Here is a 22,858-nt window from a genome sequence, read left to right as displayed (position 1 = left end):
ACTGAAGGTCACGCTGCCGGCCCGGTAACGGGCGTCGGACCACTCGATCGGACGACCGGTGGCCGTCGCGGAGACGTGCTGTTCGGGTGGGTAGCAGCCGGGCCGGTTGGGCCGGGGTCGGGTGTGTGTCGGGGTGATCCCCGCAGGGCGCCGAACGCACTGCCGCCGAGCTGTCCGACCCCTCGTCACGTTCGGCGCCCGAGGAGACACCCCGGCGCGCACCCGACCCCGCCCGAGCGGCGCAGCCAGCCGGGGGCGCAGCCGACCGGCACCCCCCCCTCCTCAGGAGCCGCCGCCGCGGAAGGCCGTCGCGCGCACCGTGGTACCGCACAGCGCGAACTCCCCGCCGTCGGCGGGCGCGACCTGGAGGCCGCCGCCGCCCACGCCCACCACGATCGACGGCGCGACGGTCGGTTCGGCGCCGGAGGCGCAGTACCCGTCGGCCTCACCGAGCACCGGGGTGAAGGTCAGCTGGGTCCAGGCCCGGCCGCCCACCGGCAGTTCCACCGCGCGCGCCTGGCCCTGGGGGACCACGTTCAGGGGCTTGTTGAGGTCCGACGAACCCTGACCGGCGAGCGCCACCGTGGGGAACCCCTTCAGGGAGCACGCCTGCGGGCCTTCGTTGGTCACGGTGACCCGCACCTGGCTGCCGCGGATCTGCCGCGCGTCCGCGTCGAGCTGTGTGCTCGTGCAGGGCGGAGCGGGAGCCCGCAGCCCGGCCGGCTGCCGCGCCGCGGCGCCCGGGCCCGCGGCCAGCAACAGGCCGCAGGTCACGGCCCCCGTCGCGAGCCAGAGGGTCGAGGTCCTGGCCACGCCTGCACGCGTTGTGCCCTTCATGCGGTCTCCTCAAGGTCCGCGGGACGCCCGCTCACGCCGGGCCGCATCTCCTTCCCAGCCTCGCACCACCCCTGCCCCACGGCACCCGTAGCGCTCTGACCTGGACAGGGCCTAGGAGACCGGCAGGCCGAGGATCTCCAGGATGCCCTCCGCGTAGGCGGCCGCTCCCGAGCCGGGAGCCGCGGCGAGTTCGCGGCGGAAGCCGTCGGTGCCCGTACGGATGAAGGCGACGCACTGGCCGTGCAGCCCGGCCTCGTGGGTACCGCCGTCGTCCACCGTGCACAGCAGGGCCAGCAGCGTCCACAGCAGCGCCTCGCGGGTCGCCTGCCGCGGCGGCTGCGCGGACCACACGGCCATCAGCACGGCGCACACCGCAGGAGCGGGCGGTTTCAGGTTCTCCGCGAAGAAGACATGACCCTCCAGCGCGCGGAACGCGGACGGATGTCCCTCGGCGGCGTCCCGTACGGCCGCCACCAGATGGCCCGCCGAACGCCCGCAGCCGCACTCGGTCGACTCCCAGTCGTGCCGGGCGATCTCCGCCTCCACCGCGTCCGGAACCAGCGGACTGCGCGGCACGGCGCCCTGGCGCAGCAGAGCATGCTGCCGCTTCTCGCTCCCCCTCATGGGGCACAGTATGAGCCCAGGGCGCACCGCTCTGCGAGGGGGGTCGGAACCGGATCACCAGGGCCTTCGTCTGAGACGCCGTGTGGATGAAACGAAGAATTCCGGCCTTGCTCCTCGCGCTGCTCGTCACCCAGCTCGGCGCCCTCGTCAACCCCGCGTACGCGTGCGGATGCGGGGCCATGGTTCCCGACGGCCAGTCCCGGATCGGCGTCGACCGGGAGACCTCCGTCGTGCGCTGGGACGGCCGCACCGAGCAGATCGTCATGCGGTTCACCGTCCGCGGGGACGCCCGGCGGGCCGCCTGGATCATGCCGGTGCCCGGGCGGGCCTCGGTGGAGCTCGGCGACGGGGACGTGTTCGGCGAACTGCGGGACCTGACCCGGCCCGAGTCCAAGGCCCGGCACTACTTCTGGCCCCGCGACCGCGACTGGCCCTTCTCCTCCGGCCGGGGCGACCTCGCCGGCGGCGCACCCCCGCCCGCCGCCGACGCGGCCGTCGCAGTCGTCGGCCGCGAACAGCTCGGCGACTTCGACGTCGCCCGGCTCACCGCCACCGACCCGAACGCCCTGAAGACCTGGCTGGAGACCAACGGCTTCAAGCTCCCCGACCGGCTCGCCACCGAGGTCCAGCCGTACGTCGACCAGCGCTGGGAGTACGTGGCGGTACGGCTCGCCCCCCGCCGGCAGGGCGGGGTGCTGCGCGGCGACCTCGACCCGCTGAAGATCCGCTTCGACAGTGACCGGCTCGTCTACCCGATGCGGCTCTCCCGGATGGCCAAGACACCCCAGTCACTCGGCCTGTATGTGCTGGCCGACCACCGCATGGAGCCCGCCTCCCCGATCGGCGGCTCCAGGCCGGAGGTCACCTTCGCCGGCACCGTCCGCCCGAAGGACGGCCCGATCGCCGAACTGGCGGGCGGCAAGCCGGTGTTCCTGACCGCGATCGACCAGGAGTTCCCGGAGCCGGGCCGCATCGACGCCGACCACGAACTGCGCGCCACCGCGAAGGACACCCCGTACCGCCGGGCGGTCTACCACAACGAACTGCTCACCGTGGGGCCCGGCATCCCCGTCTGGCTCCTGACGGTCTCCGCCGTGCTGCTGGCACTGGCGGGCTCCTGCTTCGCGCTGGTCCGACGCCGTCGCCGGCTCCGCGAGGACCGGGCCGCCTGAACTTCCCCGCACGGGCGGCCCGGTCAACGTCGGCCCGCTCCGTCCCCGTCGGTCAGAGGGGCAGGGGAGGCCGGCTCCGCCAGAACGCGCACTGGTGGTCCTCGCCGAAGGACGTCGTCGTCCGCGTCGCCGCCGGGTTCAGGGTGAGGACCGTACCGGCGCCGGCGCCGGCCAGCGGCCACGCGATCTGGCCCGACACGACGGGGGAGCCCCAGCGCGCGAGCGCGGCCCAGTAGCGCTTCATCCGGGTGCCGAGCGCGGCCTGGGACGGGGTCAGCGGGCGCTCGCCCATCGTGACGTCGTACAGGCAGGCCAGCTCCGCGCTGTGCGCGTTCGACTCGTCCAGGCCCGGCACCTGCGCCCCCGCGAGGGTGGGCGACTGCGGGTCGTCGAACTCGTAGACGTACGTCGGTACCTGGGACGCGAACCGCTGCGCCGTCCACGCCGTGTGGCAGGCGAACGTTGAGTCCGTCATGACGACAGGGCCACGTACGGCGAGCCGTGGGCCGCGACGGGAGGGAATCGGTGCGGCGGGTGATCTACCCCGTGGTCGGCGGAGAGAAGACGCTCAAGGCACTGGCGGCGGAGGCCGCCGCGAACGAGGCCCGCTACAAGGCCCGGGTCCGCATGGTGATGCGCTCCTCGTACTCGGCGCACTGGCGCCGGATGCTCTCGCCGCTGCTGGGCGCGCTGGAGCTGAAGTGCAACAACACCGCCTACCGGCCGGTGATGGACGCGATCGACCTGCTGGGGCGGTACCTGGAGGAGCCGCTGAAGGAGGGCGCGTTCTTCGATCCGGCGGAGAGCGTGCCGCTGGCGGGGGTGGTGCCCGAGCACTGGCGGGCGGCGGTGGTGGACGACAAGGGCCGCATCGAGCGCATCCCGCACGAGCTGTGTGTGCTGGTCGCTTTGCGGCACGCGGTGCGGCGCCGGGAGATCTGGGTGGTGGGGGCGAACCGGTGGCGTAACCCGGAGGACGACCCGCCTGCGGACTTCGAGGACAACCGGGACGTGCACTACGCCGCGCTGGGCCAGCCGCAGGACGCCGGAGAGTTCATCGCCGCCCTCCAGGGCAAGCTGCGTACCTCGCTGGACCCTGGCGGAGGGTACGACGGGCGGGGTGGCGATCGTCAAGAAGCACGGCGAGCCGTGGATCAGGGTCTCCCCGCGCGGCAAGCAGGAGGAACCCGAGAGCCTGGTGGCCATCAAGGGTGAGATCGAGCGGCGCTGGGGCACCATCGACCTGCTGGACATCCTGAAGTACGCAGAGTTCGACACGGACTTCATCGCGGAGTTCACCTCGGTGGCTACCCGAGAGATGCTGTCGAAGGATGTGCTGCGGCGCCGGCTGCTGCTGGTCCTGTTCGGCTTGGGCACGAACATGGGATCAAGCGGGTCGCGGTGACCGGCAAGCACGGCGAGAGCGAGGCGACGCTGAGGCGGGTGCGGCACCTGTTCGTCAACCGCGCCAACATGCGCGCGGCCTTGCGGAAGCTGGTGAACGCCACCTTCGCCATCCGGGATGAGCTGTGGTGGGGTACCGGTACGGCGTGTGCCTCCGATAGCCGCAAGTTCGGCGCCTGGTCCAGCATCCTGATGACCGAGTGGCATCAGCGCTACCGGGGCCCCGGGGGGGGGGGGGGATGATCTACTAGCATGTCGAGCGAAAGAGTCGGTCTGCATCTACTCTCAGCTCAAGTCATGTTCGGCCTCCGAGGTCGCCTCGATGATCGAGGGCGTGCTGCGGCACTGCACCGACATGGAGGTGGACCGGCAGTACACCGACACGCACGGTGCCTCCATCGTCGGGTTCGCCTTCGCCCACATGCTCGACTTCAAGCTGATGCCGCGGCTGAAGAACATCGGCTCGGCGAAGCTGTACCGGCTGGCGGCCGGTCAGGACGACACCTTGCCGAACCTGGGCCCGGTCCTCTCCACCTAGACGATCGACTGGGACCTGATCGCCCAGCAGTACGCCAGATCGTGAAGTACACCACCGCCCTGCGGCTGGGTACCGCCGAGGCCGAGCAGGTCCTGCGGCGCTTCACCCGTGGAGGGCCCAAGCACCCGACGTACGGGGCGATCGAAGAGCTGGGCCGGGCGGTGCGGACCTCTTTCGTATGCGACTACCTCGCGGACGTCGAGATGCGCGCCAAGAGATCCATGAGGGATTGCAGGTGGTGGAGAACTGGAACTCCCCGAACAAGGACCTCTTCTACGGCAAGGACGGCGATCTGGCAGGTGCGGACAAGCAGTCCCAGGAGGTCAGCATGCTCGCGCTGCATCTGCTCCAGTCCGCTCTGGTGCACGTCAACACGCTGCTGAGGCAGGAGGTCCTGGCCGATCCGAAGTGGGCGGACAAACTCACCGACGCGGACCGCAGGGCGCTGTCGCCGCTGTTCTGGACCCATGTGAATCCGTACGGCAGGTTCGAGCTGGACATGAACAGCCGCCTCGATCTGGACCTGTCCATCCGGGCGGCGGTGCCCAGGCCGCGCACTCCGCAGAGGGAAGCAACAAGCACCCCGACGTGACGGCCCGGGCCTGGCCGGAGCCGCGGTGAAGACTAGTGAGCTGGTTGCCAGCGGCGGTGGAGTAGGTGATGCGGAGACGGCACGAGACTCCTGACTTCCGCTTAAGGGACCCAGGGACCCGTCAACCGGGCAGAGTGGCGAGCCCCATCTCATAGGCGGTGATGACGAGCTGGACCCGGTCCCGGGCACCCAGTTTGGTGAGCAGGCGTGACACATGCGATTTGGCCGTGGCCACCGTGATGAAGAGGTCCTCCGCGATCTCGGTGTTCGACAGGCCGCGCCCGACCAGGGTCAGGACCTCCCGTTCCCGTTCGGTGATGCCCTCGACCGACCTCGGGGATCGCTTCGGGGCGGCTTTGGGACGCCCGGCGAACTCCGCGATCAGGCGGCGCGTGACACCCGGCGCGATCAGCGCGTCGCCGACGGCGACCACGCGGATCGCCGCGAGGATGTCGTCGAGCGCCATGTCCTTGACCATGAAGCCGCTCGCTCCGGCCCGGAGCGCGCCGTAGACGTAGTCGTCCTCGTCGAAGGTGGTCAGGACGAGGACGCGGGTGCCCGCCGGGCCGGTGGTGATCAGGCGAGTGGCCTCGATCCCGTCCATGCCGGGCATCCGGATGTCCATCACCACGACGTCGGGCTGGATGTCCCCAGCCAGTTGGACCGCCTCGGCGCCGGTGGCGGCTTCACCGACGACCTCCAGGTCGGGGTGGTCGGCCATGATCACGCGCAGGCCGGACCGCACCAGCGGCTGGTCGTCGACGAGCAGAACACGTACGGGACCGCCGGTCATCGGGCCTCCACTGGAATTCCGACGGGTTCGGGCAGCGGCAGCCGCGCCGCCACCCGGAAGCCGCCCTCCGGGCGCGGTCCGGCACTGATGCGGCCGTGCAGCAGGGCGACTCGCTCGCGCATGCCCACGATGCCGAAGCCGTGGGCCGGGCCGTCCTCGGTGGCGCCGCGCCCGGCGTCGACGATTTCCACGGACAGCTCCTCGTCCCCGTAGTCGACGGCCACTCGGCAGTGCCCGGTGCCCGCGTGGCGGACCACGTTGGTCAGCGCCTCCTGGACGATACGGTAGGCCGACAGGTCGATGTCGGCCGGCAGCGGGCGCTGTTCCCCGCTGCGGCGCACGTCGACCCGTACCCCGGCGTCCGCCGTCGTCGTCGCCAGCCGTTCGAGGTCCGCCAGACCGGGCGAGGGCGCGAGCGGTGCCCGCCCCGAAGCCGCCGCGTCCTGGCCGGCCTGACGGAGTGCCACCAGCGTGCGCCGAAGGCCCGACAAGGTGTCCCTGCTGGTGGCTTCAATGGCTCGCAGCGCCTCGCGGGCCTCCTCGGGCTGCGTCTGGATGACCCGGCTCCCCACCCCGGCCTGGATGGCGATGATGCCGATGCTGTGCGCGACCATGTCGTGCAACTCCCGGGCTATCTGCAGTCGTTCGGCGACGACGGCCTCGGCCACCTCCTGTGCGCGCAGCGCCACCGCGTGCTCACGGCGCTCACGGATGAGCCGACCGGCCGTGCAGGCCGCGGCCATCGCCAGGAGGGCGATCACGAGGTTGACGGTCAGGCCGTCCCCGTGCGCGAAGCCGCCGACGCACAGCAGCTGGACGACGAGGGACGTGGCCACGGCGGCAGTCGAAGCCCGCCTCGCGCGGGTGGCGACGATGAACCCCTGGATGAGGTCCACCGCCAGGAACGGCAGGAACTGGTTCTGGTACGAAGCCGACAGGTCCACCGGGGCGGAGCTCGGGGGGCCCACCACCACGGCGATGGATCCGAAGAGCGCCATGGCCAGAGCCAGGATCGGCCCCCGTCGCAGAACGCCGACGAGCAGGCTCGCCGCCAGCAGCGCCCCGATGCCATGGACCGTGCCCGACGCCCGCGGCGCACCTCCGATGAGCAGACCCACCGCGAGGACATAGAGGACACCCCCCACCCAGGCCATGACCTTCGTTCTCGTCATCGCAGGTGTGCCCTCTCCAGGCGGTGCGCTCGCTCAAGAGAAAGGTCGTGCCCTGCGACGCGCGCGGGCAACGGGGTGGCCGGTATGTCGTTCATCCCGTGAGGTTATCCAGTCACCGACCCCGCGGCATCGGCCCGTGGGCGTACACCCACGGGCGAACCCGGCCGCGCGATTGCCACCCACGGCCCCATGACCGGACGGGGTCCGCCGGGCAGTGTTGTCCACGTGATCGAAGTCAACGAACTCACCAAGCACTACGGCGGCAAGACCGCCGTCGACCACCTGTCCTTCACCGTGCGGCCGGGCCAGGTCACCGGCTTCCTCGGCCCCAACGGAGCCGGCAAGTCCACCACCCTGAGGATGATCCTCGGCCTGGAGACGCCCACCGGCGGCACCGCCACCGTCAGCGGAGTCCCCTTCCGCAACCACCCCCGCGGACTGCGGCACGTCGGCGCCCTCCTCGACGCCAGCCAGGTCCACGGCGGACGCACCGCCACGGCCCACCTGTCCGCCCTGGCGCGCAGCAACGGGATCTCCCCGCGCCGGGTGGAGGAGGTGCTGCACGAGGTGGGCCTGACCGAGGCGGCGGGCCGCCGCATCGGCGGTTTCTCGCTCGGAATGAAGCAGCGGCTGGGGGTGGCCACTGCCCTGCTCGGCGACCCGCCGGTGATGATGTTCGACGAGCCGGTCAACGGCATGGACCCCGAAGGCGTGCTCTGGATGCGCCGCCTCTTCCGGCGCCTGGCGGCTGAGGGCCGTACGGTCTTCCTCTCCAGCCACCTCATGTCGGAGATGGAGAACACCGCCGACCAGCTCGTCGTCATCGGCCGGGGCAAGCTCATCGCCGCCGAGTCGGTACGGGAGTTCGCGGGCCGCAGCACCGGCCTCGGCGTGGTGGTGCGCACGCGGCAGGCCGCCGAGCTGTCGGCGGTGCTGAGCGCCGCGGGCGCGTCGGTCGAGCCTGAGGGATCGGCGGGCGCCGAGAAGCTCGCCGTGACCGGACTGCCGTCGGACCGGATCGCCGCGCTTGCCTTCGAGAACGGGATCCTGCTCAACGAACTCATAACCCGGGCGGCCTCATTGGAAGAGGCCTTCATGGAACTCACCGCCGACAGCATCGAATACCAGGCAGGACAGCCCCGATGACCACACTCGCCCCCGCCCGCGCGACCACCTCGGCCGGCTCCCTCACCGAGCCGCCCGCCCGCTTCCGCGACCTGATCGCCTCCGAGTGGATCAAGACGCGCTCCCTGCGCTCCACCCCGTGGACCCTCGCGCTTATCACCCTGTTCGTCATCGGGTCCGCCGCCGTGGCCACGCTATCCGATAAGGCGGCGGGCTCCGAACCCACCAGTTTCCTGGCCTACGACGCCTTCTCGTCGCCCGGCTACATGACGCTGATCCTCGTCGCCGGAAGCATGGGCGCCCTCACCGTCGTCAGCGAGTACAGCAGCGGCCTGATCCGCACCACCCTCGCGGCCGTCCCCACCCGCGGCGCGGTCGTGCTGGCCAAGGCGGTCGTCACCGCCTTGCTGTGGACCGCGGTCGGCACGGCCGCCGCCATCGGATCCTTCCTCGTCTCCCAGGCCATCCTGGACGGGCACGGTGCCGCCGTCCCGATCACCCACCCCGGTGTGCTCCGCCCGCTGGTGGCATCCGCGCTGCTGGCTCCGGTGTGCGCCCTGACCGGCCTGGGCCTCGCCGTCCTGCTCCGCCATGCCGCCGCCACCATGCTCACCAGCGCCTTCACCCTGCTGATGCTGCCCACCATGTTCTCGGAGAGCAACCGCTGGTCCGCCGACATCAAACACACGATGGTCTCGGCCGCCTGGACCCGCCTCGTACAGACCTGGGAGCCCGATCCCGGCTCCCTGGGCTACACCGCCACCCTCCCCGGCTCCTGGATCGTGTACGCCCTCTGGCCGCTGGTAGCGGTCGCCCTCGCGGTGATCGTCGTAAGGCGTCGCGACGTGTGAACGTACCTCCGAACGCGCGTATCGTGCCCCCCGGGCACAGGGGCAAGGCCCTCGATGCTTCTCGCAGCCCCAATGAACGTCTCTCATAAACGACCCTTTGCCCGAGCAAGATCAAAGACGGTGTCCTGGTGATCGCGAACTGGTGGTTCGGTTCGCAGAACCCGTTCTCACTCAAAGGCGAGTTCGGGGTGCTTGTGAGAATCGATTGTGACAGCACCCGGTGTCATGGCGGTCCCTCGCGGACGATGTCGAGCGCTACCCCTGCCCGCGCTGGCGGGCCGAACCCGGCTCGCCGTGCCGCTCGCGCTCCGGCGGGGTCGCCGGCACCTACCACACCGGGCGCTTCACCAAGGTGCCCCGGCTCGCCAAGCTCCTGCGCGTGCCCACCCCCGCCGACCGCGGACCCGGACAGCCGTGGCGCCCCGGCACCCTGGTTCCGCTCGCCCTCGCGCCGGACACCCCGAGCGCCGACTTCCGCATCGGGCACGCCCGGTGCTCGACGCTCACCCAGGAACTCCAGTCCCAGCTCGACGCCCTCGCGGGGCACGGCATCCCTCGCGACAAGGTGTTCTCCGAGAAGATCAGCACCCGCGTCCGCGTCCGGCCCCAGTTCGAGGCCGCGCTCGCGCTCGCCCGCCAGATCAAGGCCCACGCCCCGCACTGCCGCGTCATCTTCACCGTGTACGAGATGAAGCGCCTCGGCCGCGGCGTCGCCGAACTCACCGCGCTCGCCGACCACCTGACTGCCCGCGGCGTAGTGCTGGAGATGCTCGCCGGGCCGCTGCCCGGGATGTACGACCCCAGCGGGCCCGGACGCCTGCTGTTCGCGTTCTTCGCGGCGATGGCGGAGACGGGTCGTACGGGATGCGGGATGGGATGCGGGGTGGGGGTGCGGGGTGTGTGCGTGCGGGCGGGGGCGTGGCGTGAGGCCGGGGGGCGGAGCGGCCGGGGGCGCTCCGCCCCCGGCCGGTCCGCGGTCCTACGGACGGAGCCCGGCGATCAGGGTCGAGGTCACGGCCTGGTCCGCCGGTCCGGTGTTCCAGTCGGAGTTCATCGGGCTGACGGCAATCTTGCCGGCGGCCACCGCCTCGATGTCACCGCCCTTGGCGGCGGGCTTCAGGGCCACCTTCACGCCCACTTTCCACGTACCGTCACCCGCGTCGGTGAAGTCCGGCTCGAGGAAGTTCTGCGGGTCCTGGAAGGTGGTGGCCACACCGGCGGCCGTGCCCTTGCCGTCCGCGCCGACGATCGGGTGGTTGACGTTCAGGCCGACGCCCTTGGGCAGCAGCGAGCCGGAACGGGCCCGTACCTGCAGCCGGTCGATCAGCTTGACCGCGAAATCGAGCGTGGGATCCATGGCGTTGACCGTGGTGACCGGGTCGGGCGCGCTCAGACCGCCGGTGCTCAGCGCGATGGCGGGCACGCCGCTCTCCAGAGCGGCGACGGCGCCGCCGACCGTACCGGAGTGGGTGGCCAGTCCGGCGACGTTCGGGCCGAAGTTGGTGCCGGAGACGACCAGGTCGGGGGCCTTGCCGGCGAACACCTCGGCCAGCCCGAAGGCGACGGAGTCGCCGGGAGTGCCGTCCACGGCCCAGACCTTCGGCTCCGGGTGCTTCACCGAGATCGTGGGGGCGCCACTCATCATCTTGGTGCCGGTACCGCTCTGGTTGGTGAGTGGGGCGACGATCGTGACGTCGTGCCCGGCGGCGGTCAGCCGCTCGAAGGCCTTGCGGATGCCGGGCGCGTTGTAGCCGTCGTCGTTGGTGAGCAGGACCCGCAGCGGACCGGCGGGCGCGGTCTGCGGGGCTGCGACCGCGGGTGTGGTGCCGGCCAGGGCCGGCGTGCAGAGCAACAGGGCGGCCAGCGGCAGAACTCGCTTGCGTCTCACAGAGTGCTCCTTCAGAGCGGAGGGAGGTGAGGGTGGGCGGAAGCGGTGCAGCCCGGCGGGCGCGCGACCCTCGGCTCGCGCCCGCCGGAGCTCGGGCCGGGCCCGGTCCCACGGGACGGGTCGGGCGTCCCGGGGGATGAGTCGTCCCGGGGTTCCGGGGTCCCGGGTCCCCGCGTCTCGGGTCCCGGCGTAGCGCGATCCCGGCGTTTCGCGGGAGTGGGCCCGGAGGAGGGGAGGTCAGAGCACGCCGCGGATCGGGAGGATGGCGAGAGCGCCGATCAGGGAGAGGGCTCCGCCGACCAGGAAGAGCGGGGTGTACCCGCCCAGCGTGGTGACGACGGCCGAGGCGACGAAGGGGGCGATGATCTGCGGTCCCGCGTTCGCGATGTTGAGGACGCCCATGTCGCGGGCGGCGTCCTCGGCCCTCGGGAGCACCAAGGTGACCAGTGCGGTGTCGACGGCCATGAAGCAGCCGAAGGCGAGGCCGTTGAGCGCGCTGAAGACGAGCATGCCGGGCCAGGTCGGGCTGACCACGGGGACCACCATGACCAGCCCGGCGAGGGCGGCCGACACGCCGACGAACACCTTGCGGCGGTCCAGGCGGTCGGAGAGCAGCCCGCCGAGCACGGTGGACAGGGCCATCGCGACCATCGACACCGGGGTGAGGACGGCCATCGCGGCGGGCGGGGTGAGTGCGGCCGGCAGCGTGATGTGGTCGTCGAGGATGTACAGCTGGTACCCGACGACGGCGAAGTAGCCGAGGACCATCAGGGCGCGGCCGATGAAGGCCCAACGGAAGTCGTGGTTGGCCAAGGCTGAGAGAACGGCGGCCAGTTGGGCGCGCTTGGGTGCGGCCGACGCTTCGGCGGTGGGCTCGGTGCGCGGCACGTCCCGGCAGAATCCGGTGAGCAGCAGAGCGGAGACGGCGACGATCGCGCCGAGGATCAGATAGCCGGTGAGCAGGTGCTCGGAGGTGTTCGAGGCGACGAGCACGCCGACCGTTCCGCCGATGGGCAGACCGAGCCCCACCAGCGCGGACGCGGTGCCGCGACGGGCGACGGGGATCCGGTCAGGCACGATTGCGGTGACCGCGGCCTGGTAGATGTTCATGGTCGCCTGGATCAGGCACCAGCCGATGCCGACGAGCAGCGCGGCGTTCACGCTGCCGAGCAGGCCCAGGAAGGCGAGCGAGGCCAGGCCGCCGCCCAGGATCCAGGGGTTGCGGCGGCCGCTGCGGTCGGAGAGGGCCCCGGCGACCGGGTTGAAGGCGGTGGCGAAGATCGCGCTGATGCCGCTGATCAGTCCCAGGACGGCGACCTTGTCAGCGGGGGCGATCTCGGCGATCTGGGTGGGGAGCAGGACGGAGCCGACACCCATGTAGACGGCCATGAGCGCGGAGTTGGCGACCAGCAGCAGGGGCAGCAGCCCCCGCTGGCGGGCGGGTTCCGGCTGCGGAGGTACGGGTGAATCGACAGCTTCGGGCGTGGCCATGACGACTCCTCGGGGGACGGAGCGGGGAGGTGGCGGTGCGTGGGGGAGGGGGGCGCCCGCGAGCGGAGGCTGGGCGCGGTGTCACCGGGGGTGGGGCGGACGACCGCGGTTTACTTGCTGTTGTTACACGTGTCACCAACTGCGTTGGAGACTGTGTAGCACCCATTTCCGGCCGCCGCCAGAGGCTGTGGCAGGCCGTTGCGCAGATCGTGACCGACGCCAGCGCCGTTTTGCGATGACGTGTAACCACCGCGTTGAGGCCACGGCGCAGGCCGGCGTGTCGAAAAACCCTCTTGCGCTTGCGGCGGCCGTCATACATGCGCAATATTCCGTCCCGCACCGCGACGCCCCACGCGGCGGCGGCCCGTACGGCTCACGCGGCGAGCGCGCCCACCAGGCGCAGCGAGCCGGCGGAACCTCGCGACGTGCCGCGCCAAGCCCACCTGGCCCGACAGGGCACCCCTTCCCGGCTACCGCCGGGCGCGCCCGTCGATCCGCCAGCCCCCGGAAGGCGCCCATCGTGCCGCGCGCGGCGCATCAGACAGAACACCGCCTGCTCGGACCGCCCTCCGGGCGGGGCGCCGGTTTCGTCTGGTCAGGCGGGGCATCCGTTTCCGGCTCCCGCCGAGAGTTACCCGTCGGCATCCCCTAGTTGCCGCTGGGAGGTGCCGGTGATGCAGCTTCGGTCGCCCGTCCGCCCTGCTCGCGGCGCACCCGATCTAAGGCCCATTGCTTGGACCGCCCTCCGGGGCGGGGGGCCGGGCCGGCGTGTTCCGGCGACGGGTCCTTTTCCGGCTACCGCCGGGAGGCGCCCCTCGTCATTACCCAGTTACCGCTAGGGGGTGCCGACCGTGCCGACTACGTCGTCCGTCGCCCTGCAACGCAGGGCGTCCGACGGAACATCCCGACTTGGGTCGCACTCCGGGCGGGATGCCGGGCTCGTTGATCCCGCCGCGTGATCCTGCACAGCTCGCCCTTCGGTCTGGACCTGCCCGCCCCGGACGCCTATCTCGAGCGCACCGCCGCGTACCTGGAGCTGGCCGGCGCCAAGGACCTGGCCAAACTGCGCACGCTGCCCTGGCAGGAGCTGATCGGGGCGGCCGGCGGTCTCTTCGCGCGGACGATGCGGTGGGGGTACTGGCCGACGCCCTTCCTGCCGGTCATTGACGGGGTCACCCTGATGACCCACCCGGCGCAGGCGCTGCTGGACGGAGCCGCCGTCGGCATCGACGTCATGATCGGCTGGACGAGGGAGGAGGCCAACTTCGAGTTCGCCCTCGACGAGGGGTACGCCGCCCCGCCACCCGCGAGCAGGTGACCGACCGGATCGCGGACACCCTCGGGAGCGACGCCGCCGCCGACGTGTACGCGGCGTACGAGCGCGCCCGGCCCGGGGCCCGTCCGGCGGACGTGCTGATGGACCTCATCACGGACGAGCTCTTCCGGGTGCCGGCCGTCCGGCTGGCCGAGGCGCGGGCCGCGGCGGGCAGTCCCGTCTGGGCGTACCCGTTCGACCTCCCCACCCCCGCCCACGACGGCCGGCTCGGCGCCGCGCACTGCCCCGAACTGCCCTTCGTCTTCGACAACTGCGACCAGTGGGCGCACGCGCCGTTCCTGGCCGGACTCGCTCCCGCCGTCCGTGACGGACTCGCGTACGCCATGCACCGGGCCTGGATCTCCTTCGTCCGCACCGGCGACCCGAACCATCCGGACCTGCCGCACTGGCGGCCCTACGAGACCGGCCGGCGCACGACGATGCGCTTCGACTCCGTCGTCACCGCGCTCGACGACCTGGCCGGCGCCTCCCGCGTTCTGCACGGCCCCGTGCGCACGTCCGCGCAAACCACCGCTCCCTTTAATAACTCGTGTAACCTGCAGAACGGAGCAAGTCGCACACGGAGCATCGAGGGACGTCATGGCCAGAGACACTCACGTCCCCGCGTCGATCACCAGCGCCGACGTGGGCCGCCTCGCCGGGGTGTCGCGCGCCACGGTCTCCTTCGTCCTCAACGACACCCAGGGCCACCGGGTGAGCGCCGGCACCCGGGCCCGGGTGCTCGACGCGGCCCGGCAGCTCGGCTACGTCCCGCACGCCGCCGCCCGGTCCCTGCGCGCCGGCCGCAGCAACCTCGTCCTGATGCCCGCGTCGATCTCCGCGATCGGCCGCCTCGTCAGCGACTGGGTCGACGACCTGCACAGCGAGCTCGAGCACATCGGCTACACGGCCGTGCTCCATGCGGGCCGCTTCGCCGACCCCGTCGTCGCCGCCCGCGCCTGGGCCGAGCTGCGCCCCGCGGCCGTCGTCGCCCTGGACGGCGACCGCTTCACCCGGCAGGCGGCGGAGCTGCTGGGACGCGCCGGGGTACGCGGGCTGCTGGCCTTCGCGTCCCGCCCCGTCGAGGGCGTGCACACCATCGGCTTCGACCACGGCCACATCGGCGCCGCCGCGGCCGAGCACCTCATCGAGCGCGGCCGGACCAGGATCGGCGTGGTCATGCCCCAGGAGAGGGGCCTCGGCACCCTCGCGCAGCCGCGCCTCGCGGGCGCCGAATCGGTGGCGGCCCGGCGCATGGCGACCGTCACCCCCGTGGAGCTGGCGTACACGCGGGAGTCCGCGAGGGACCTCGCCCGACGCTGGCCGAGCCTCGGGCTGGACGCCGTCTTCACGTACAACGACGAGTACGCGGCCCTGCTGCTCCACGCGTTCCGGGCCGAGGGCATCGCCGTACCGGACGAGGTCGCCGTCGTCGGCTGCGACGACCTCGTCCTCTCCGCGCTCCAGCAGCCCGCGCTCACCACGATCCGCCTGGACCTGCCGTCGGCGGCACGGATCGCGGACGCCGTGCACGAGCTGATCGAGACGGGGACGGCGGCGCCGGTTCCGGCGGTGGAAGCCGTCCTGGTCCCCCGCCTGACCTCGTGAGGGGGCGGGGGAGTTCGGGAACGCGCGCCGTCCCACGCGCCGGACACCGGACACCGGACACGAGGGAGTTGACGTGCCTCCGAGGCTGAAACTGACCGCGATCACGCTCGACTGCGCCGACCCTCTGGCGCTGGCCGCGTTCTACCAGCGCGCCACGGGGCTGGAGCCCCACCCCGCGTCCGACGGTGACTTCGCCGGACTCACTGGCGAGGACGGTCTCTTCATCGGCTTCCAGCGGGTCGAGGGTCACCGCGCGCCGACCTGGCCGGACCAAGCCGTCCCGCACCAGGCCCACTTCGACTTCGACGTCGACGACCTCGACGAGGCGGAGGCGCTGCTCCTGGAGCTGGGCGCGACCAAGCCGGACCACCAGCCGGGTGGGCAGCGGTGGCGCGTCTTCATCGACCCGGCAGGGCACCCCTTCTGCGTGTGCCCTTCCAGGCGTGATCCGGAAGGCACCCCCTAGCGGGCCGGCGGCTGCCGTTCGGACGGCCCGGTGGAGTCGCCGCGCGCTCCGCGTACGCGTTCCAGGGCGAGGGCGGGTTGGAAGAGCCACCAGACGAGCAGACCCGCGCCCGCGGCGGCGCCGGCCACCGTGTCGGTGAGCCAGTGCGCGTGGAGCCAGGTACGGCTCCCATCATGGCCAGGGTGACGGCGGTGCCCCCGTACCACCAGGTCCGCCGCCGGGCGGCCGGGACCAGGAGCACGCCGACCGTGACGACGAGGAGCGCCATCGTGGCCGCGGCCGGAAGGGAAGGAGCCGTGGTCGACGCGGACCAGGGGGTCCGTCGGGCGCGGCCGGTCCACCAGGTGCTTTAGTCCCTGGATGACGAGCATGTTGCCGCCGAGCTAGCCCACGAGTAGGAAACCGGCCGACACCCAGCGCCGGCGGACGAGCAGCACGCCGGCAGGGCGAGCGGGATGACGGCACCGAGCGGGCCGCCGAACCAGTTCAGGGCCGTGGCCGCAGCAGCTACGGCCCCTCGTGGGGGCCGCCCATCCAGACCAGCCAGCGTTCGTCCAGCCCCTGGAAGGGCGGATGCGTGACATCGGCGCGGACCACGAGTGCCGGGACCACGGCGGCCGCCAGGAGCAGGAGGGCCGCGACGAGGACTCCGCGGTCGCGGCGCGGGGGTGATCCGAGCACGGCGCGGCGGGCGGCTGCGCGGGGGCCGTCGGGTCTGTCGTCTCGGGGGAGATGACCGGAGGGACGGGCATGGCGGCGCCTCTCGGGGCCGCGGGAGTGCCCGCGGCCGTTGTGCGCTGGAGGGAGGGAGGGAGTGAGGGAAGGGGGGAGGGGAACGCGGGGGATGCAGCCGGGCCGTGCCCCCCCCCGCGGTGGAACACCGTGCGCGGGACCGGCCGTCAGGCCCCCGCGCCGAGGTGCCGGGCCAGGAAGGCCACGCTCTCCTCGACGATCGACGCGATGTCCGGGGAGCCGAGGAAGATGTGGTCGGCGCCGTCCACGGGCCGCAGGGTGACCTCGCCCCCGGCACCCCGCAGGGCCTCGGCGAGGAACTCGCTCTGGCTGTACGGGACCAGGCCGTCCCGGGTCCCGTGCACCAACAGGAACGGCGGCGGGGTCGCGTCCGCCGCGTACGTCACCGGGCTCGCGGCTCGGGCCGCCTCCGGGTTCGCCGCCACGGAGCTGCCCAGCAGGGCCTCGTAGGGATCGGGGAACTCGATCCCGGACGGCATGGCCGGCATCGGGTGCGCGGCCAGGGCGACCAGGTCGGAGACCCCGTACCAGTCGACGACCGCGAGGACCCCGGTGTCGCCGGAGCCGACGCCGTGCGTGCCCTCCAGCGCTGCGGCCTGCGGGCTGTGGGGGCCGACCAGTCCGGCGAGCGCCGCAAGGTGGCCGCCCGCGGACTCGCCCCAGACACCGATCCGGTCCGGGTCGATGCCGAGGGTGTCGGCGAACGTGCGGACGTAGCGGATGGCGGCCTTCACGTCGTGCAGCTGGGCCGGGAAGGGCGCTTCGAGGCTGTGCCGGTAGTCGATGGAGACGAGCGCGAGCCCGGCCGCCAGTACCGCCCCGTGCAGGAGGGCGGCGGGCACGGTCGGCGGCGGGTAGCGGCGGTCGCCGTCCAGCCAGCCGCCGCCGTGGATCCAGACGACCGCCGCGAACGGTCCCTCGCCCGGCGGCACCTGGACGTCGAGCAGGCGCGGGCGGTAGCCGGGGGTGGTCGCGTACGTGATCCCGTCGAAGCGGCGCACGCCGTCCGCGCCCGTCACGGGCGGCACGGGTGACTGGTACGGCGGGGGCGGCCAGGTCATGTCGGCGATGTCGAACTCGGTGGGCGGGAATTGCGTCATTGCGGCCCTTCCAATGCGGCGGTCCCGGCAGGGCGGCGTGCAGGCTTCGCGTCGTATGTCCGACATGCTTGCGCGAGTCACCGGGAGAGGCGTAGCGTGTTACACGTGTAATCACGACTCTAGCGACGCATTTCCGCTGGCTACAAGCCCAGGGGTCGTCCGACTTCTGGGGCCGCTGCACGAGACGCGACAGCGGACGCGCCGCCTTCCCCTCCGCGAGCACGTCATGCTCACCACCACCGCCCGTTCCGCTCCTCCCGCGGTCCGGAGTTTCGTGCACTGGGTCGCCGACCCCGTCGCCGGGAGCGTTCCGCAGGTCAGGGCCTGAGTGTGCGCCACGCTCGAAGGCTGGCGGGTGCCGTGTGGGCGGCTGACGTCCTGTTGGTGGCCGTCAGCGAACTCGTCGGCAACGTCGTCCGGCATGCGGGAGCCGGCCGGATGCGGGTCGGGGTGGTCGTCGGCGGCGGCTGGCTCCGGCTGGAGGTCGCGGACCGGGGCGTGGGGCTGCCGCGGCTGCCGGCTCCGCGTGCCTCGGCGCCATCGGGGAGGCCGAACAGCGCTGGGCGAGCCGGTCGTCTCCGCGGCCGTCTGCGCCGCCCACCAGATGCTCCGGGCCCTGGACCTGGACGCCGTGGCCCCCGGGGCCGGCCACCTCCTGTCGGGCACGTACGCACGCGCGCCGCTGCCCGGGCAGCTCCAGGCCGTCTCCCGGGCGGCGGGCTACCGCATGGGCGGCGGCACCGTGTAGTTCGGGATCGACGGGTCCTTCGGGTCGAAAGGCGTCGGCTTCCAGCTCGCCGGCGGCGGACGGTCGGGCGCCGGCGGCGGGTTGGGGCCCCGGTTCGGGTTCTGCGGGATCCCCGACGGCCCCCCGGGGGTCCGCTGCGGGGCCGGTCCGCCGGTGGCCGAAGGCCTCGCGTCCGCGGCGGGCGTCGCGGACGGGGACGGGGACGGCGACGGCTGCGCGGTCGCCGGTTCCGACGGGGAGGGAGCCGGCGGGGCGCTCGCCCGGGTGGTGTCCGGGGCCGGGGCGCCGGGCTTCCCGGCGTCCGGTCCGGCCGCGCCGCCCGAGCAGCCGACCAGCACCAGGGCGCCCGCCAGCGCCACGGTCACGGCGCCCGCCACTCGGTTCCCGGAGCCCATGCCCACCGCCCGCCCTCGCCGTACGGTCCGTCCGTTCGGGTCGGGCGATCGTAGCTCAACCGGGCGTCGACGCCCCCGGCAGGATGATCGTGACCCCGCGCCCCGGCGACGTACCCATCGCGGCCAGCGCCGCCGGGGCCGCGTCCAGCGGGATCGTCGAGGTGACCAGCAGGTCCGGGCGCAGTGCCCCGCCCCGGACCAGTTCCATCATCGGCGGGTACGCGTGCGCCGCCATCCCGTGGCTCCCGAGGACCTCCAGCTCCCAGCCGATCACCCGCTCCATCGGCAGGACCGCCGCACCGGCCGCCGCCGGAAGCAACCCCACCTGCACGTGCCGCCCCCGGCGGCGCAGGCCGCCGACCGACGCGGCGGCCGTCGCCGGCGACCCCAGCGCGTCGAGCGAGAGGTGCGCGCCGCCGCCGGTCAGCTCCCGCACCGCCTGAGCGATGTCGGCGCAGGCCGCGGCGTCCACGCCGTGCACGGCGCCGAACTTCCGTGCCAGCTCCAGCGCCCCCGGCGCCGTGTCGACGGCGACCACCCGCGCCCCGGCCGCCGCCGCGATCATCACGGCGGAGAGCCCCACCCCGCCGCAGCCGTAAACGCTGACCCACTCGCCGGCCGCGACCCTGCCCTGCGCCACCACCGCCCGGAAGGCCGTCGCGAACCGGCAGCCGAGCCCGGCCGCCGTGGCGTACGAGAGTTCCTCGGGTACGGCCACCAGGTTCACGTCGGCATGGTCCAGGGCCACGTACTCGGCGAAGGACCCCCAGTGGGTGAACCCGGGCTGCGTCTGCCGCGCGCAGACCTGGTGGTCGCCCGCCGCGCACTCGGCGCAGCTTCCGCAGGCGGACACGAACGGCGCCGTGACGCGGTCGCCGACCCGCCAGTCGGAGACTCCGGCCCCCACCGCCTCGACCACGCCGGCCAGTTCGTGGCCGGGCACGTGCGGCAGCACGATGTCGGGGTCGTGTCCCATCCACCCGTGCCAGTCGCTGCGGCACAACCCGGTGGCCTCCACCCGCACCACCACCCCGCCCGCCGCCGGACGCGGCTGCGGCACCTCCCTGACCTCGGCCAGCTCGCCGTACCGCTCGAAGACCACCGCTCGCATGGATCCCGCTCCCACCCTCCGCTCGACTGACCGGCACGCTACCCGTCGTCAGGGCGCGCCGTCCCCGGCCCGGGCGAGGGCCAGCACTCCCGTGCCGATCAGGGCGATGCCCAGCAGTTGGGGGAGCAACCACCAGCCCGTCCGCAGGTGTTCCTCGTAGAGGACCACGCCCAGCGCGACGCTGATGCTCGCGTCGCCGAGGGTCAGCGCGGGCTGCGAGGCGACCAGCGGCCCGCCCTGCATGGCGTGTTCGAGCAGCAGCAGGGCGCAGATCCCGCTCGCGCCGAACGCGTACGTCTCCCAGGAGGTCAGGAACGCGCCGAGGCCGCCGTCGTCGAGGGCGTGCACGGAGGACTTCATCAGGGCGGCGGTCAGCGCGTAGCAGACGGCGGTGGCCGCGCCGAGGCAGCCGGCCCGCGCGCGGCCGGGCGGGCGGCGCAGTCCGGCCACGGCCAGCAGGGCCACGACGACCGCGCAGGCCGTCAGGGCCACCGCCCACCGCGCGGCCGGCACGTCCGTACGGTTGCCCTGGGGCGAGGAGGCCACCAGCGCGATCCCGAGCCCCGCCACCACCCCCGCCACGGCCAGCCACAAAGCCCCCGGCAGCCGCTGACGCGCCACCAGCGAGGCGATCAGCAGGGCCAGCGGCAGCTCCAGCACGAACAACGGCTGTACGAGGGAGAGCGCACCCGTGGCCAGCGCGACGGCCTGCCCGACCCCGGCCGCGATCACGGCCAGGATCCCGCCGACCCATACCGGCCGCCGCAGCAGGTCGAGGACCAGGCCGAAGCGGAAGCCGTCGCTCTGCGGCACGGTGAGCGCCGCCCGCCGCTGCAGCACGGTGGCGAGCGCGTTGCTCAGCGCCGCGAACAGCGCGAAGAGGACCGGCAGGACGACGCCCATCCCCCGATCCTCACCGCGCCCCACCGCGACCCCCGTCACGACACCGGCCCGGAGCCGCGCCACCGCGCGCATTCCCCCGTCCGGCCGCGTACGTCCGCCCCGCACCGGAGCCGTGAGGTTCACGGCTCCGGTGCGGGGTCGGACGGACGAGGCGGGCTCAACGCCGGCGACGGTGGAGCTCCAGGGCGGTGACGACGGCCACGCCGAGGGTGATGTGCATGAGGGCCAGGGCCGCGACGGTGCCGCCGTCGGCGTCCGACGACAGCGGGCCGGCGACCGACAACAGCGCCAGCCCGCCGCCCACGAACTGCGCGATCCGCAGGAACACCGGCTTCCACAGGGACAGCAGGAGGGCGGCGCCCATCCCGACGACCAGCGGGACGACGGATGCCCCGATGACGCCCCCGACCGTGATCGCGTGCTCTTCACCCGCGTCGACGACGACGAGCGAGGCACCGGCCAGCTCGGCGACGGCGAGAACGACCAGATTGACCACGGCCGCGCCGACCGCGGCGGCGGCCGGCACCTTCCACCAGGCGGGGCCGGAACGCTGAACCGAGGGGGCGGTGGGAACGGCGGGGCCGGAATTCGGAACGGCACTGCTCGGCATGAGATTCCTCCAACGTGAGAATTGCTGCGCCGCCGTACGGCCGGCGGCATGTGAAGAAGCCTCCGACCTCAACGTCACTTGAGGTCAAGCCCCCTGTCCCGGCCGGCTCCGGACCTCCCGGGAGGCCCAGGAGGCAGGACGGCCTTCCGAGTGGTTTCGCGGCGCGGCCGCGGTGGCGTACACCAGAGCGGCCGGCCGGCACTGTCAGAGTTCCGGTGTCCCCGGCCGGCCGACCGTGCATGCGAGGGTGCCGCGTGATCAACCTGTCCGTCCGATACCCAGCCCGAATCACCGGCTCCCGGACCCGCAGCGGGGATCCGGGCGCAGGGCGCAGGCGCAGAGGACTCCTCGCCACCGCGGCCGGCGCCGTCTTCCTTGCCGTGCTGCTCGGCGCTCCGGGGGCCCACGCCCGGGACTTCGGCCCGTCGGCCGACCATCCCGTCGGCCATGTGACGCGGTCGGTGGCGACGGGGGACGTCGTCGGGAACGGCACTCCGGCGCTCGTCGCCGCGCATGCGAGGGGGGACGGCATGGTGCTCGCGGGTACGGCCCCGGCGACCACCGTACTGGTCTCGTCGGTCAACCCGTCCGTCGTCGGCCAGACGGTGACCTTCACCGCGACGGTGACCGGTGACCAGGGCACCCCGACCGGGACGGTCCTCTTCAAGGACGGAGACACCAACCTGGGCCCCGACGCCCTCGACGGCACCGGCACGGCGTCACTGCCCATGAGCGACCTGGCCGTCGGCGTTCACCACATCACCGCCGTCTACGGCGGGAACACCACGTACGCGGCCTCCACCAGCGATACCCTCCTCCAGGTCGTGAACCCGCTGACTTGTGAGAACGCCGTCCCCACCGTCATCGGCACCAACCGTGCGGACCATCTCGTCGGCACCGAGGGCAACGACGTGATCTTCGCGCTGCGCGGCAGGGACACGGTCGACGGCCTCGGCGGCGACGACCTCATCTGCGGTGGGCAGGGCGGCGACGTCCTGGCCGGCGGCCCCGGGAACGACCGCATCGAGGGTGGCGCCGGCAACGACACGATCACGGGCGACAACGGCGACGACACCGTCTTCGGCGGCACCGGCAGGGACGGGCTCAGCGGCAACGCCGGTAACGACTCCTTGTTCGGCGAAGCAGGCGCCGACCGCCTCGACGGCGGCCCCGGTACCAACACCAACGACGGCGGCCCCGGCAGGAACACGTGCACCGCCCCCACCACCGGCCCCGGCTGCCAGCCCTGACCCGTAGGAGCCCGGCGGTCGAGGTCTCCACGAGCCGGCCTTCGCCGCCGGACGAGCGCGCCTGCGGCCTACGCGGGCGGCGCGGGGACTCCGGACGTCTGTCGTGCGGCTG

The 22,858-nt window shown here is 72.9% G+C and carries 27 protein-coding genes and 4 pseudogenes; 17 read left to right on the top strand and 14 right to left on the bottom strand.

All coding sequences use genetic code 11. The features are described from left to right. Positions 1-282: 282 nt before the first annotated feature. Together ACZ6JT_RS20905 and ACZ6JT_RS20900 are read right to left on the bottom strand one after the other, a co-directional pair. On the bottom strand, positions 283-837 hold the full coding sequence (locus tag ACZ6JT_RS20905; protein ID WP_469211700.1) for a DUF4232 domain-containing protein: 555 nt from the start codon (positions 835-837) through the stop codon (positions 283-285). 111 nt (positions 838-948) lie between these two features. Then, on the bottom strand, positions 949-1,461 hold the full coding sequence (locus ACZ6JT_RS20900; RefSeq protein ID WP_365478917.1) for a hypothetical protein: 513 nt from the start codon (positions 1,459-1,461) through the stop codon (positions 949-951). A gap of 86 nt (positions 1,462-1,547) precedes the next feature. On the opposite strand from ACZ6JT_RS20900, the gene ACZ6JT_RS20895 reads away from it, so the two are divergent. Beyond that, entirely contained in the window at positions 1,548-2,633 is a 1,086-nt protein-coding gene (locus tag ACZ6JT_RS20895; protein WP_469211698.1) for a DUF2330 domain-containing protein, read from the top strand. Between the two features lie 52 nt (positions 2,634-2,685). On the opposite strand, the gene ACZ6JT_RS20890 is transcribed toward ACZ6JT_RS20895, so the two are convergent. Beyond that, positions 2,686-3,108: a carboxylesterase family protein gene (locus ACZ6JT_RS20890; RefSeq protein WP_469211696.1), complete on the bottom strand. Its 423-nt coding sequence runs from the start codon at positions 3,106-3,108 to the stop codon at positions 2,686-2,688. A 59-nt stretch (positions 3,109-3,167) separates the two neighbouring features. Between ACZ6JT_RS20890 and ACZ6JT_RS20885 the strand changes: the two genes are divergently transcribed. The 6 genes and pseudogenes from ACZ6JT_RS20885 to ACZ6JT_RS20860 all read left to right on the top strand — a co-directional run bounded on the left by ACZ6JT_RS20885 (position 3,168) and on the right by ACZ6JT_RS20860 (position 5,167). Continuing rightward, positions 3,168-3,848 carry a hypothetical protein gene (locus ACZ6JT_RS20885; protein ID WP_469211695.1) on the top strand — a complete coding sequence of 227 codons (681 nt, stop codon included), beginning with the start codon at positions 3,168-3,170 and terminating at the stop codon, positions 3,846-3,848. Further along, positions 3,832-4,038 carry a Tn3 family transposase gene (locus ACZ6JT_RS20880; protein ID WP_469211693.1) on the top strand — a complete coding sequence of 69 codons (207 nt, stop codon included), beginning with the start codon at positions 3,832-3,834 and terminating at the stop codon, positions 4,036-4,038. The genes ACZ6JT_RS20885 and ACZ6JT_RS20880 overlap by 17 nt, the downstream gene beginning before the upstream one ends. Further along, positions 4,035-4,280, top strand: coding sequence for a Tn3 family transposase (locus ACZ6JT_RS20875; protein ID WP_469211691.1), 246 nt, complete (start codon positions 4,035-4,037; stop codon positions 4,278-4,280). The genes ACZ6JT_RS20880 and ACZ6JT_RS20875 overlap by 4 nt, the downstream gene beginning before the upstream one ends. 79 nt (positions 4,281-4,359) lie before the next feature. Then, positions 4,360-4,575, top strand: a complete 216-nt coding sequence (locus tag ACZ6JT_RS20870; protein WP_469211689.1) for a Tn3 family transposase — start codon at positions 4,360-4,362, stop codon at positions 4,573-4,575. A 41-nt stretch (positions 4,576-4,616) separates the two neighbouring features. Beyond that, a pseudogene (locus ACZ6JT_RS20865) lies at positions 4,617-4,730 on the top strand (Tn3 family transposase); the annotation flags it as partial. An 80-nt stretch (positions 4,731-4,810) separates the two neighbouring features. Continuing rightward, positions 4,811-5,167 (top strand): Tn3 family transposase, encoded by a 357-nt coding sequence (locus ACZ6JT_RS20860; protein WP_469211687.1) that lies wholly within the window; start codon positions 4,811-4,813, stop codon positions 5,165-5,167. Positions 5,168-5,288: 121 nt separating this feature from the next. On the opposite strand, the gene ACZ6JT_RS20855 is transcribed toward ACZ6JT_RS20860, so the two are convergent. Together ACZ6JT_RS20855 and ACZ6JT_RS20850 are read right to left on the bottom strand one after the other, a co-directional pair. Further along, positions 5,289-5,960: a response regulator gene (locus ACZ6JT_RS20855; protein WP_469211685.1), complete on the bottom strand. Its 672-nt coding sequence runs from the start codon at positions 5,958-5,960 to the stop codon at positions 5,289-5,291. Continuing rightward, complete coding sequence (locus ACZ6JT_RS20850) at positions 5,957-7,132, bottom strand: sensor histidine kinase (protein ID WP_469211684.1); 1,176 nt, start codon at positions 7,130-7,132, stop codon at positions 5,957-5,959. The genes ACZ6JT_RS20855 and ACZ6JT_RS20850 overlap by 4 nt, the downstream gene beginning before the upstream one ends. Before the next feature lie 225 nt (positions 7,133-7,357). Between ACZ6JT_RS20850 and ACZ6JT_RS20845 the strand changes: the two genes are divergently transcribed. From ACZ6JT_RS20845 to ACZ6JT_RS20835, 3 genes and pseudogenes are all read left to right on the top strand, one after another. Further along, positions 7,358-8,278 carry an ABC transporter ATP-binding protein gene (locus ACZ6JT_RS20845; protein WP_469211682.1) on the top strand — a complete coding sequence of 307 codons (921 nt, stop codon included), beginning with the start codon at positions 7,358-7,360 and terminating at the stop codon, positions 8,276-8,278. Beyond that, entirely contained in the window at positions 8,275-9,108 is an 834-nt protein-coding gene (locus ACZ6JT_RS20840; RefSeq protein ID WP_469211680.1) for an ABC transporter permease, read from the top strand. The genes ACZ6JT_RS20845 and ACZ6JT_RS20840 overlap by 4 nt, the downstream gene beginning before the upstream one ends. Positions 9,109-9,328: 220 nt before the next feature. Beyond that, positions 9,329-9,955, top strand: a pseudogene (locus ACZ6JT_RS20835) (recombinase family protein); the annotation flags it as partial. Positions 9,956-10,087: 132 nt separating this feature from the next. On the opposite strand, the gene surE reads toward ACZ6JT_RS20835, so the two are convergent. Together surE and ACZ6JT_RS20825 are read right to left on the bottom strand one after the other, a co-directional pair. Further along, the gene (gene surE, locus ACZ6JT_RS20830) at positions 10,088-10,996 is read right to left on the bottom strand and encodes a 5'/3'-nucleotidase SurE (RefSeq protein ID WP_469211678.1); all 909 of its coding nucleotides are present in this window, start codon (positions 10,994-10,996) and stop codon (positions 10,088-10,090) included. Between the two features lie 237 nt (positions 10,997-11,233). Further along, a complete protein-coding gene (locus ACZ6JT_RS20825) occupies positions 11,234-12,487 on the bottom strand; it encodes an MFS transporter (protein ID WP_469211677.1) in 1,254 nt (417 codons plus the stop codon). Positions 12,488-13,442: 955 nt separating this feature from the next. On the opposite strand from ACZ6JT_RS20825, the gene ACZ6JT_RS20820 reads away from it, so the two are divergent. From ACZ6JT_RS20820 to ACZ6JT_RS20805, 4 genes and pseudogenes are all read left to right on the top strand, one after another. Then, positions 13,443-13,805 carry a hypothetical protein gene (locus ACZ6JT_RS20820; protein ID WP_469211675.1) on the top strand — a complete coding sequence of 121 codons (363 nt, stop codon included), beginning with the start codon at positions 13,443-13,445 and terminating at the stop codon, positions 13,803-13,805. Continuing rightward, positions 13,802-14,245, top strand: a pseudogene (locus ACZ6JT_RS20815) (carboxylesterase family protein); the annotation flags it as partial. The gene ACZ6JT_RS20820 and the pseudogene ACZ6JT_RS20815, both read left to right, overlap by 4 nt. 157 nt (positions 14,246-14,402) lie before the next feature. Further along, positions 14,403-15,410, top strand: coding sequence for a LacI family DNA-binding transcriptional regulator (locus ACZ6JT_RS20810; protein ID WP_469211673.1), 1,008 nt, complete (start codon positions 14,403-14,405; stop codon positions 15,408-15,410). Between the two features lie 73 nt (positions 15,411-15,483). Then, a complete protein-coding gene (locus tag ACZ6JT_RS20805) occupies positions 15,484-15,876 on the top strand; it encodes a VOC family protein (protein WP_469211672.1) in 393 nt (130 codons plus the stop codon). On the opposite strand, the gene ACZ6JT_RS20800 is transcribed toward ACZ6JT_RS20805, so the two are convergent. The 3 genes from ACZ6JT_RS20800 to ACZ6JT_RS20790 form a co-directional block, all read right to left on the bottom strand. Next, on the bottom strand, positions 15,873-16,004 hold the full coding sequence (locus ACZ6JT_RS20800) for a hypothetical protein (protein WP_469211670.1): 132 nt from the start codon (positions 16,002-16,004) through the stop codon (positions 15,873-15,875). The two genes, ACZ6JT_RS20805 and ACZ6JT_RS20800, sit on opposite strands and share 4 nt — an antisense overlap. A 379-nt stretch (positions 16,005-16,383) precedes the next feature. Next, positions 16,384-16,557 (bottom strand): hypothetical protein, encoded by a 174-nt coding sequence (locus tag ACZ6JT_RS20795; protein ID WP_469211668.1) that lies wholly within the window; start codon positions 16,555-16,557, stop codon positions 16,384-16,386. 218 nt (positions 16,558-16,775) lie between these two features. Next, on the bottom strand, positions 16,776-17,729 hold the full coding sequence (locus ACZ6JT_RS20790) for an alpha/beta hydrolase fold domain-containing protein (RefSeq protein WP_469211666.1): 954 nt from the start codon (positions 17,727-17,729) through the stop codon (positions 16,776-16,778). A gap of 330 nt (positions 17,730-18,059) precedes the next feature. Here ACZ6JT_RS20790 and ACZ6JT_RS20785 point away from each other — a divergent pair. Both ACZ6JT_RS20785 and ACZ6JT_RS20780 read left to right on the top strand, forming a co-directional pair. Then, positions 18,060-18,242, top strand: a pseudogene (locus ACZ6JT_RS20785) (ATP-binding protein); the annotation flags it as partial. 13 nt (positions 18,243-18,255) lie between these two features. Next, positions 18,256-18,477, top strand: a complete 222-nt coding sequence (locus tag ACZ6JT_RS20780) for a hypothetical protein (protein ID WP_469211664.1) — start codon at positions 18,256-18,258, stop codon at positions 18,475-18,477. On the opposite strand, the gene ACZ6JT_RS20775 is transcribed toward ACZ6JT_RS20780, so the two are convergent. The 4 genes from ACZ6JT_RS20775 to ACZ6JT_RS20760 form a co-directional block, all read right to left on the bottom strand. Then, positions 18,450-18,842 carry a hypothetical protein gene (locus ACZ6JT_RS20775; RefSeq protein WP_469211662.1) on the bottom strand — a complete coding sequence of 131 codons (393 nt, stop codon included), beginning with the start codon at positions 18,840-18,842 and terminating at the stop codon, positions 18,450-18,452. The genes ACZ6JT_RS20780 and ACZ6JT_RS20775 overlap by 28 nt on opposite strands. A gap of 85 nt (positions 18,843-18,927) precedes the next feature. After that, the gene (locus ACZ6JT_RS20770) at positions 18,928-19,983 is read right to left on the bottom strand and encodes an alcohol dehydrogenase catalytic domain-containing protein (RefSeq protein WP_469211660.1); all 1,056 of its coding nucleotides are present in this window, start codon (positions 19,981-19,983) and stop codon (positions 18,928-18,930) included. Positions 19,984-20,031: 48 nt separating this feature from the next. Beyond that, the gene (locus ACZ6JT_RS20765) at positions 20,032-20,886 is read right to left on the bottom strand and encodes a DMT family transporter (RefSeq protein WP_469211659.1); all 855 of its coding nucleotides are present in this window, start codon (positions 20,884-20,886) and stop codon (positions 20,032-20,034) included. 157 nt (positions 20,887-21,043) lie between these two features. Further along, positions 21,044-21,496 carry a DUF6069 family protein gene (locus ACZ6JT_RS20760; RefSeq protein WP_469211658.1) on the bottom strand — a complete coding sequence of 151 codons (453 nt, stop codon included), beginning with the start codon at positions 21,494-21,496 and terminating at the stop codon, positions 21,044-21,046. Positions 21,497-21,750: 254 nt separating this feature from the next. Between ACZ6JT_RS20760 and ACZ6JT_RS20755 the strand changes: the two genes are divergently transcribed. After that, positions 21,751-22,746 (top strand): Ig-like domain repeat protein, encoded by a 996-nt coding sequence (locus ACZ6JT_RS20755; protein WP_469211656.1) that lies wholly within the window; start codon positions 21,751-21,753, stop codon positions 22,744-22,746. Positions 22,747-22,858: the final 112 nt, after the last annotated feature.

The sequence above is a fragment of the Streptomyces sp. NPDC046308 genome (assembly GCF_055588065.1).
This window is presented reverse-complemented; position numbering and strand designations above follow the sequence as displayed.

Excerpts from the sequence above, each read along its gene's own strand:
- ACZ6JT_RS20765 (WP_469211659.1), bottom strand. The coding sequence starts at position 20,886 with ATGGGCGTCGTCCTGCCGGTCCTCTTCGCGCTGTTCGCGGCGCTGAGC.
- ACZ6JT_RS20905 (WP_469211700.1), bottom strand. The coding sequence starts at position 837 with ATGAAGGGCACAACGCGTGCAGGCGTGGCCAGGACCTCGACCCTCTGG.
- ACZ6JT_RS20840 (WP_469211680.1), top strand. The coding sequence starts at position 8,275 with ATGACCACACTCGCCCCCGCCCGCGCGACCACCTCGGCCGGCTCCCTC.
- ACZ6JT_RS20855 (WP_469211685.1), bottom strand. The coding sequence starts at position 5,960 with ATGACCGGCGGTCCCGTACGTGTTCTGCTCGTCGACGACCAGCCGCTG.
- ACZ6JT_RS20900 (WP_365478917.1), bottom strand. The coding sequence starts at position 1,461 with ATGAGGGGGAGCGAGAAGCGGCAGCATGCTCTGCTGCGCCAGGGCGCC.
- ACZ6JT_RS20895 (WP_469211698.1), top strand. The coding sequence starts at position 1,548 with ATGAAACGAAGAATTCCGGCCTTGCTCCTCGCGCTGCTCGTCACCCAG.
- ACZ6JT_RS20810 (WP_469211673.1), top strand. The coding sequence starts at position 14,403 with ATGGCCAGAGACACTCACGTCCCCGCGTCGATCACCAGCGCCGACGTG.
- ACZ6JT_RS20850 (WP_469211684.1), bottom strand. The coding sequence starts at position 7,132 with ATGACGAGAACGAAGGTCATGGCCTGGGTGGGGGGTGTCCTCTATGTC.
- ACZ6JT_RS20870 (WP_469211689.1), top strand. The coding sequence starts at position 4,360 with ATGATCGAGGGCGTGCTGCGGCACTGCACCGACATGGAGGTGGACCGG.
- ACZ6JT_RS20890 (WP_469211696.1), bottom strand. The coding sequence starts at position 3,108 with ATGACGGACTCAACGTTCGCCTGCCACACGGCGTGGACGGCGCAGCGG.
- ACZ6JT_RS20790 (WP_469211666.1), bottom strand. The coding sequence starts at position 17,729 with ATGACGCAATTCCCGCCCACCGAGTTCGACATCGCCGACATGACCTGG.
- ACZ6JT_RS20760 (WP_469211658.1), bottom strand. The coding sequence starts at position 21,496 with ATGCCGAGCAGTGCCGTTCCGAATTCCGGCCCCGCCGTTCCCACCGCC.
- ACZ6JT_RS20825 (WP_469211677.1), bottom strand. The coding sequence starts at position 12,487 with ATGGCCACGCCCGAAGCTGTCGATTCACCCGTACCTCCGCAGCCGGAA.
- ACZ6JT_RS20770 (WP_469211660.1), bottom strand. The coding sequence starts at position 19,983 with ATGCGAGCGGTGGTCTTCGAGCGGTACGGCGAGCTGGCCGAGGTCAGG.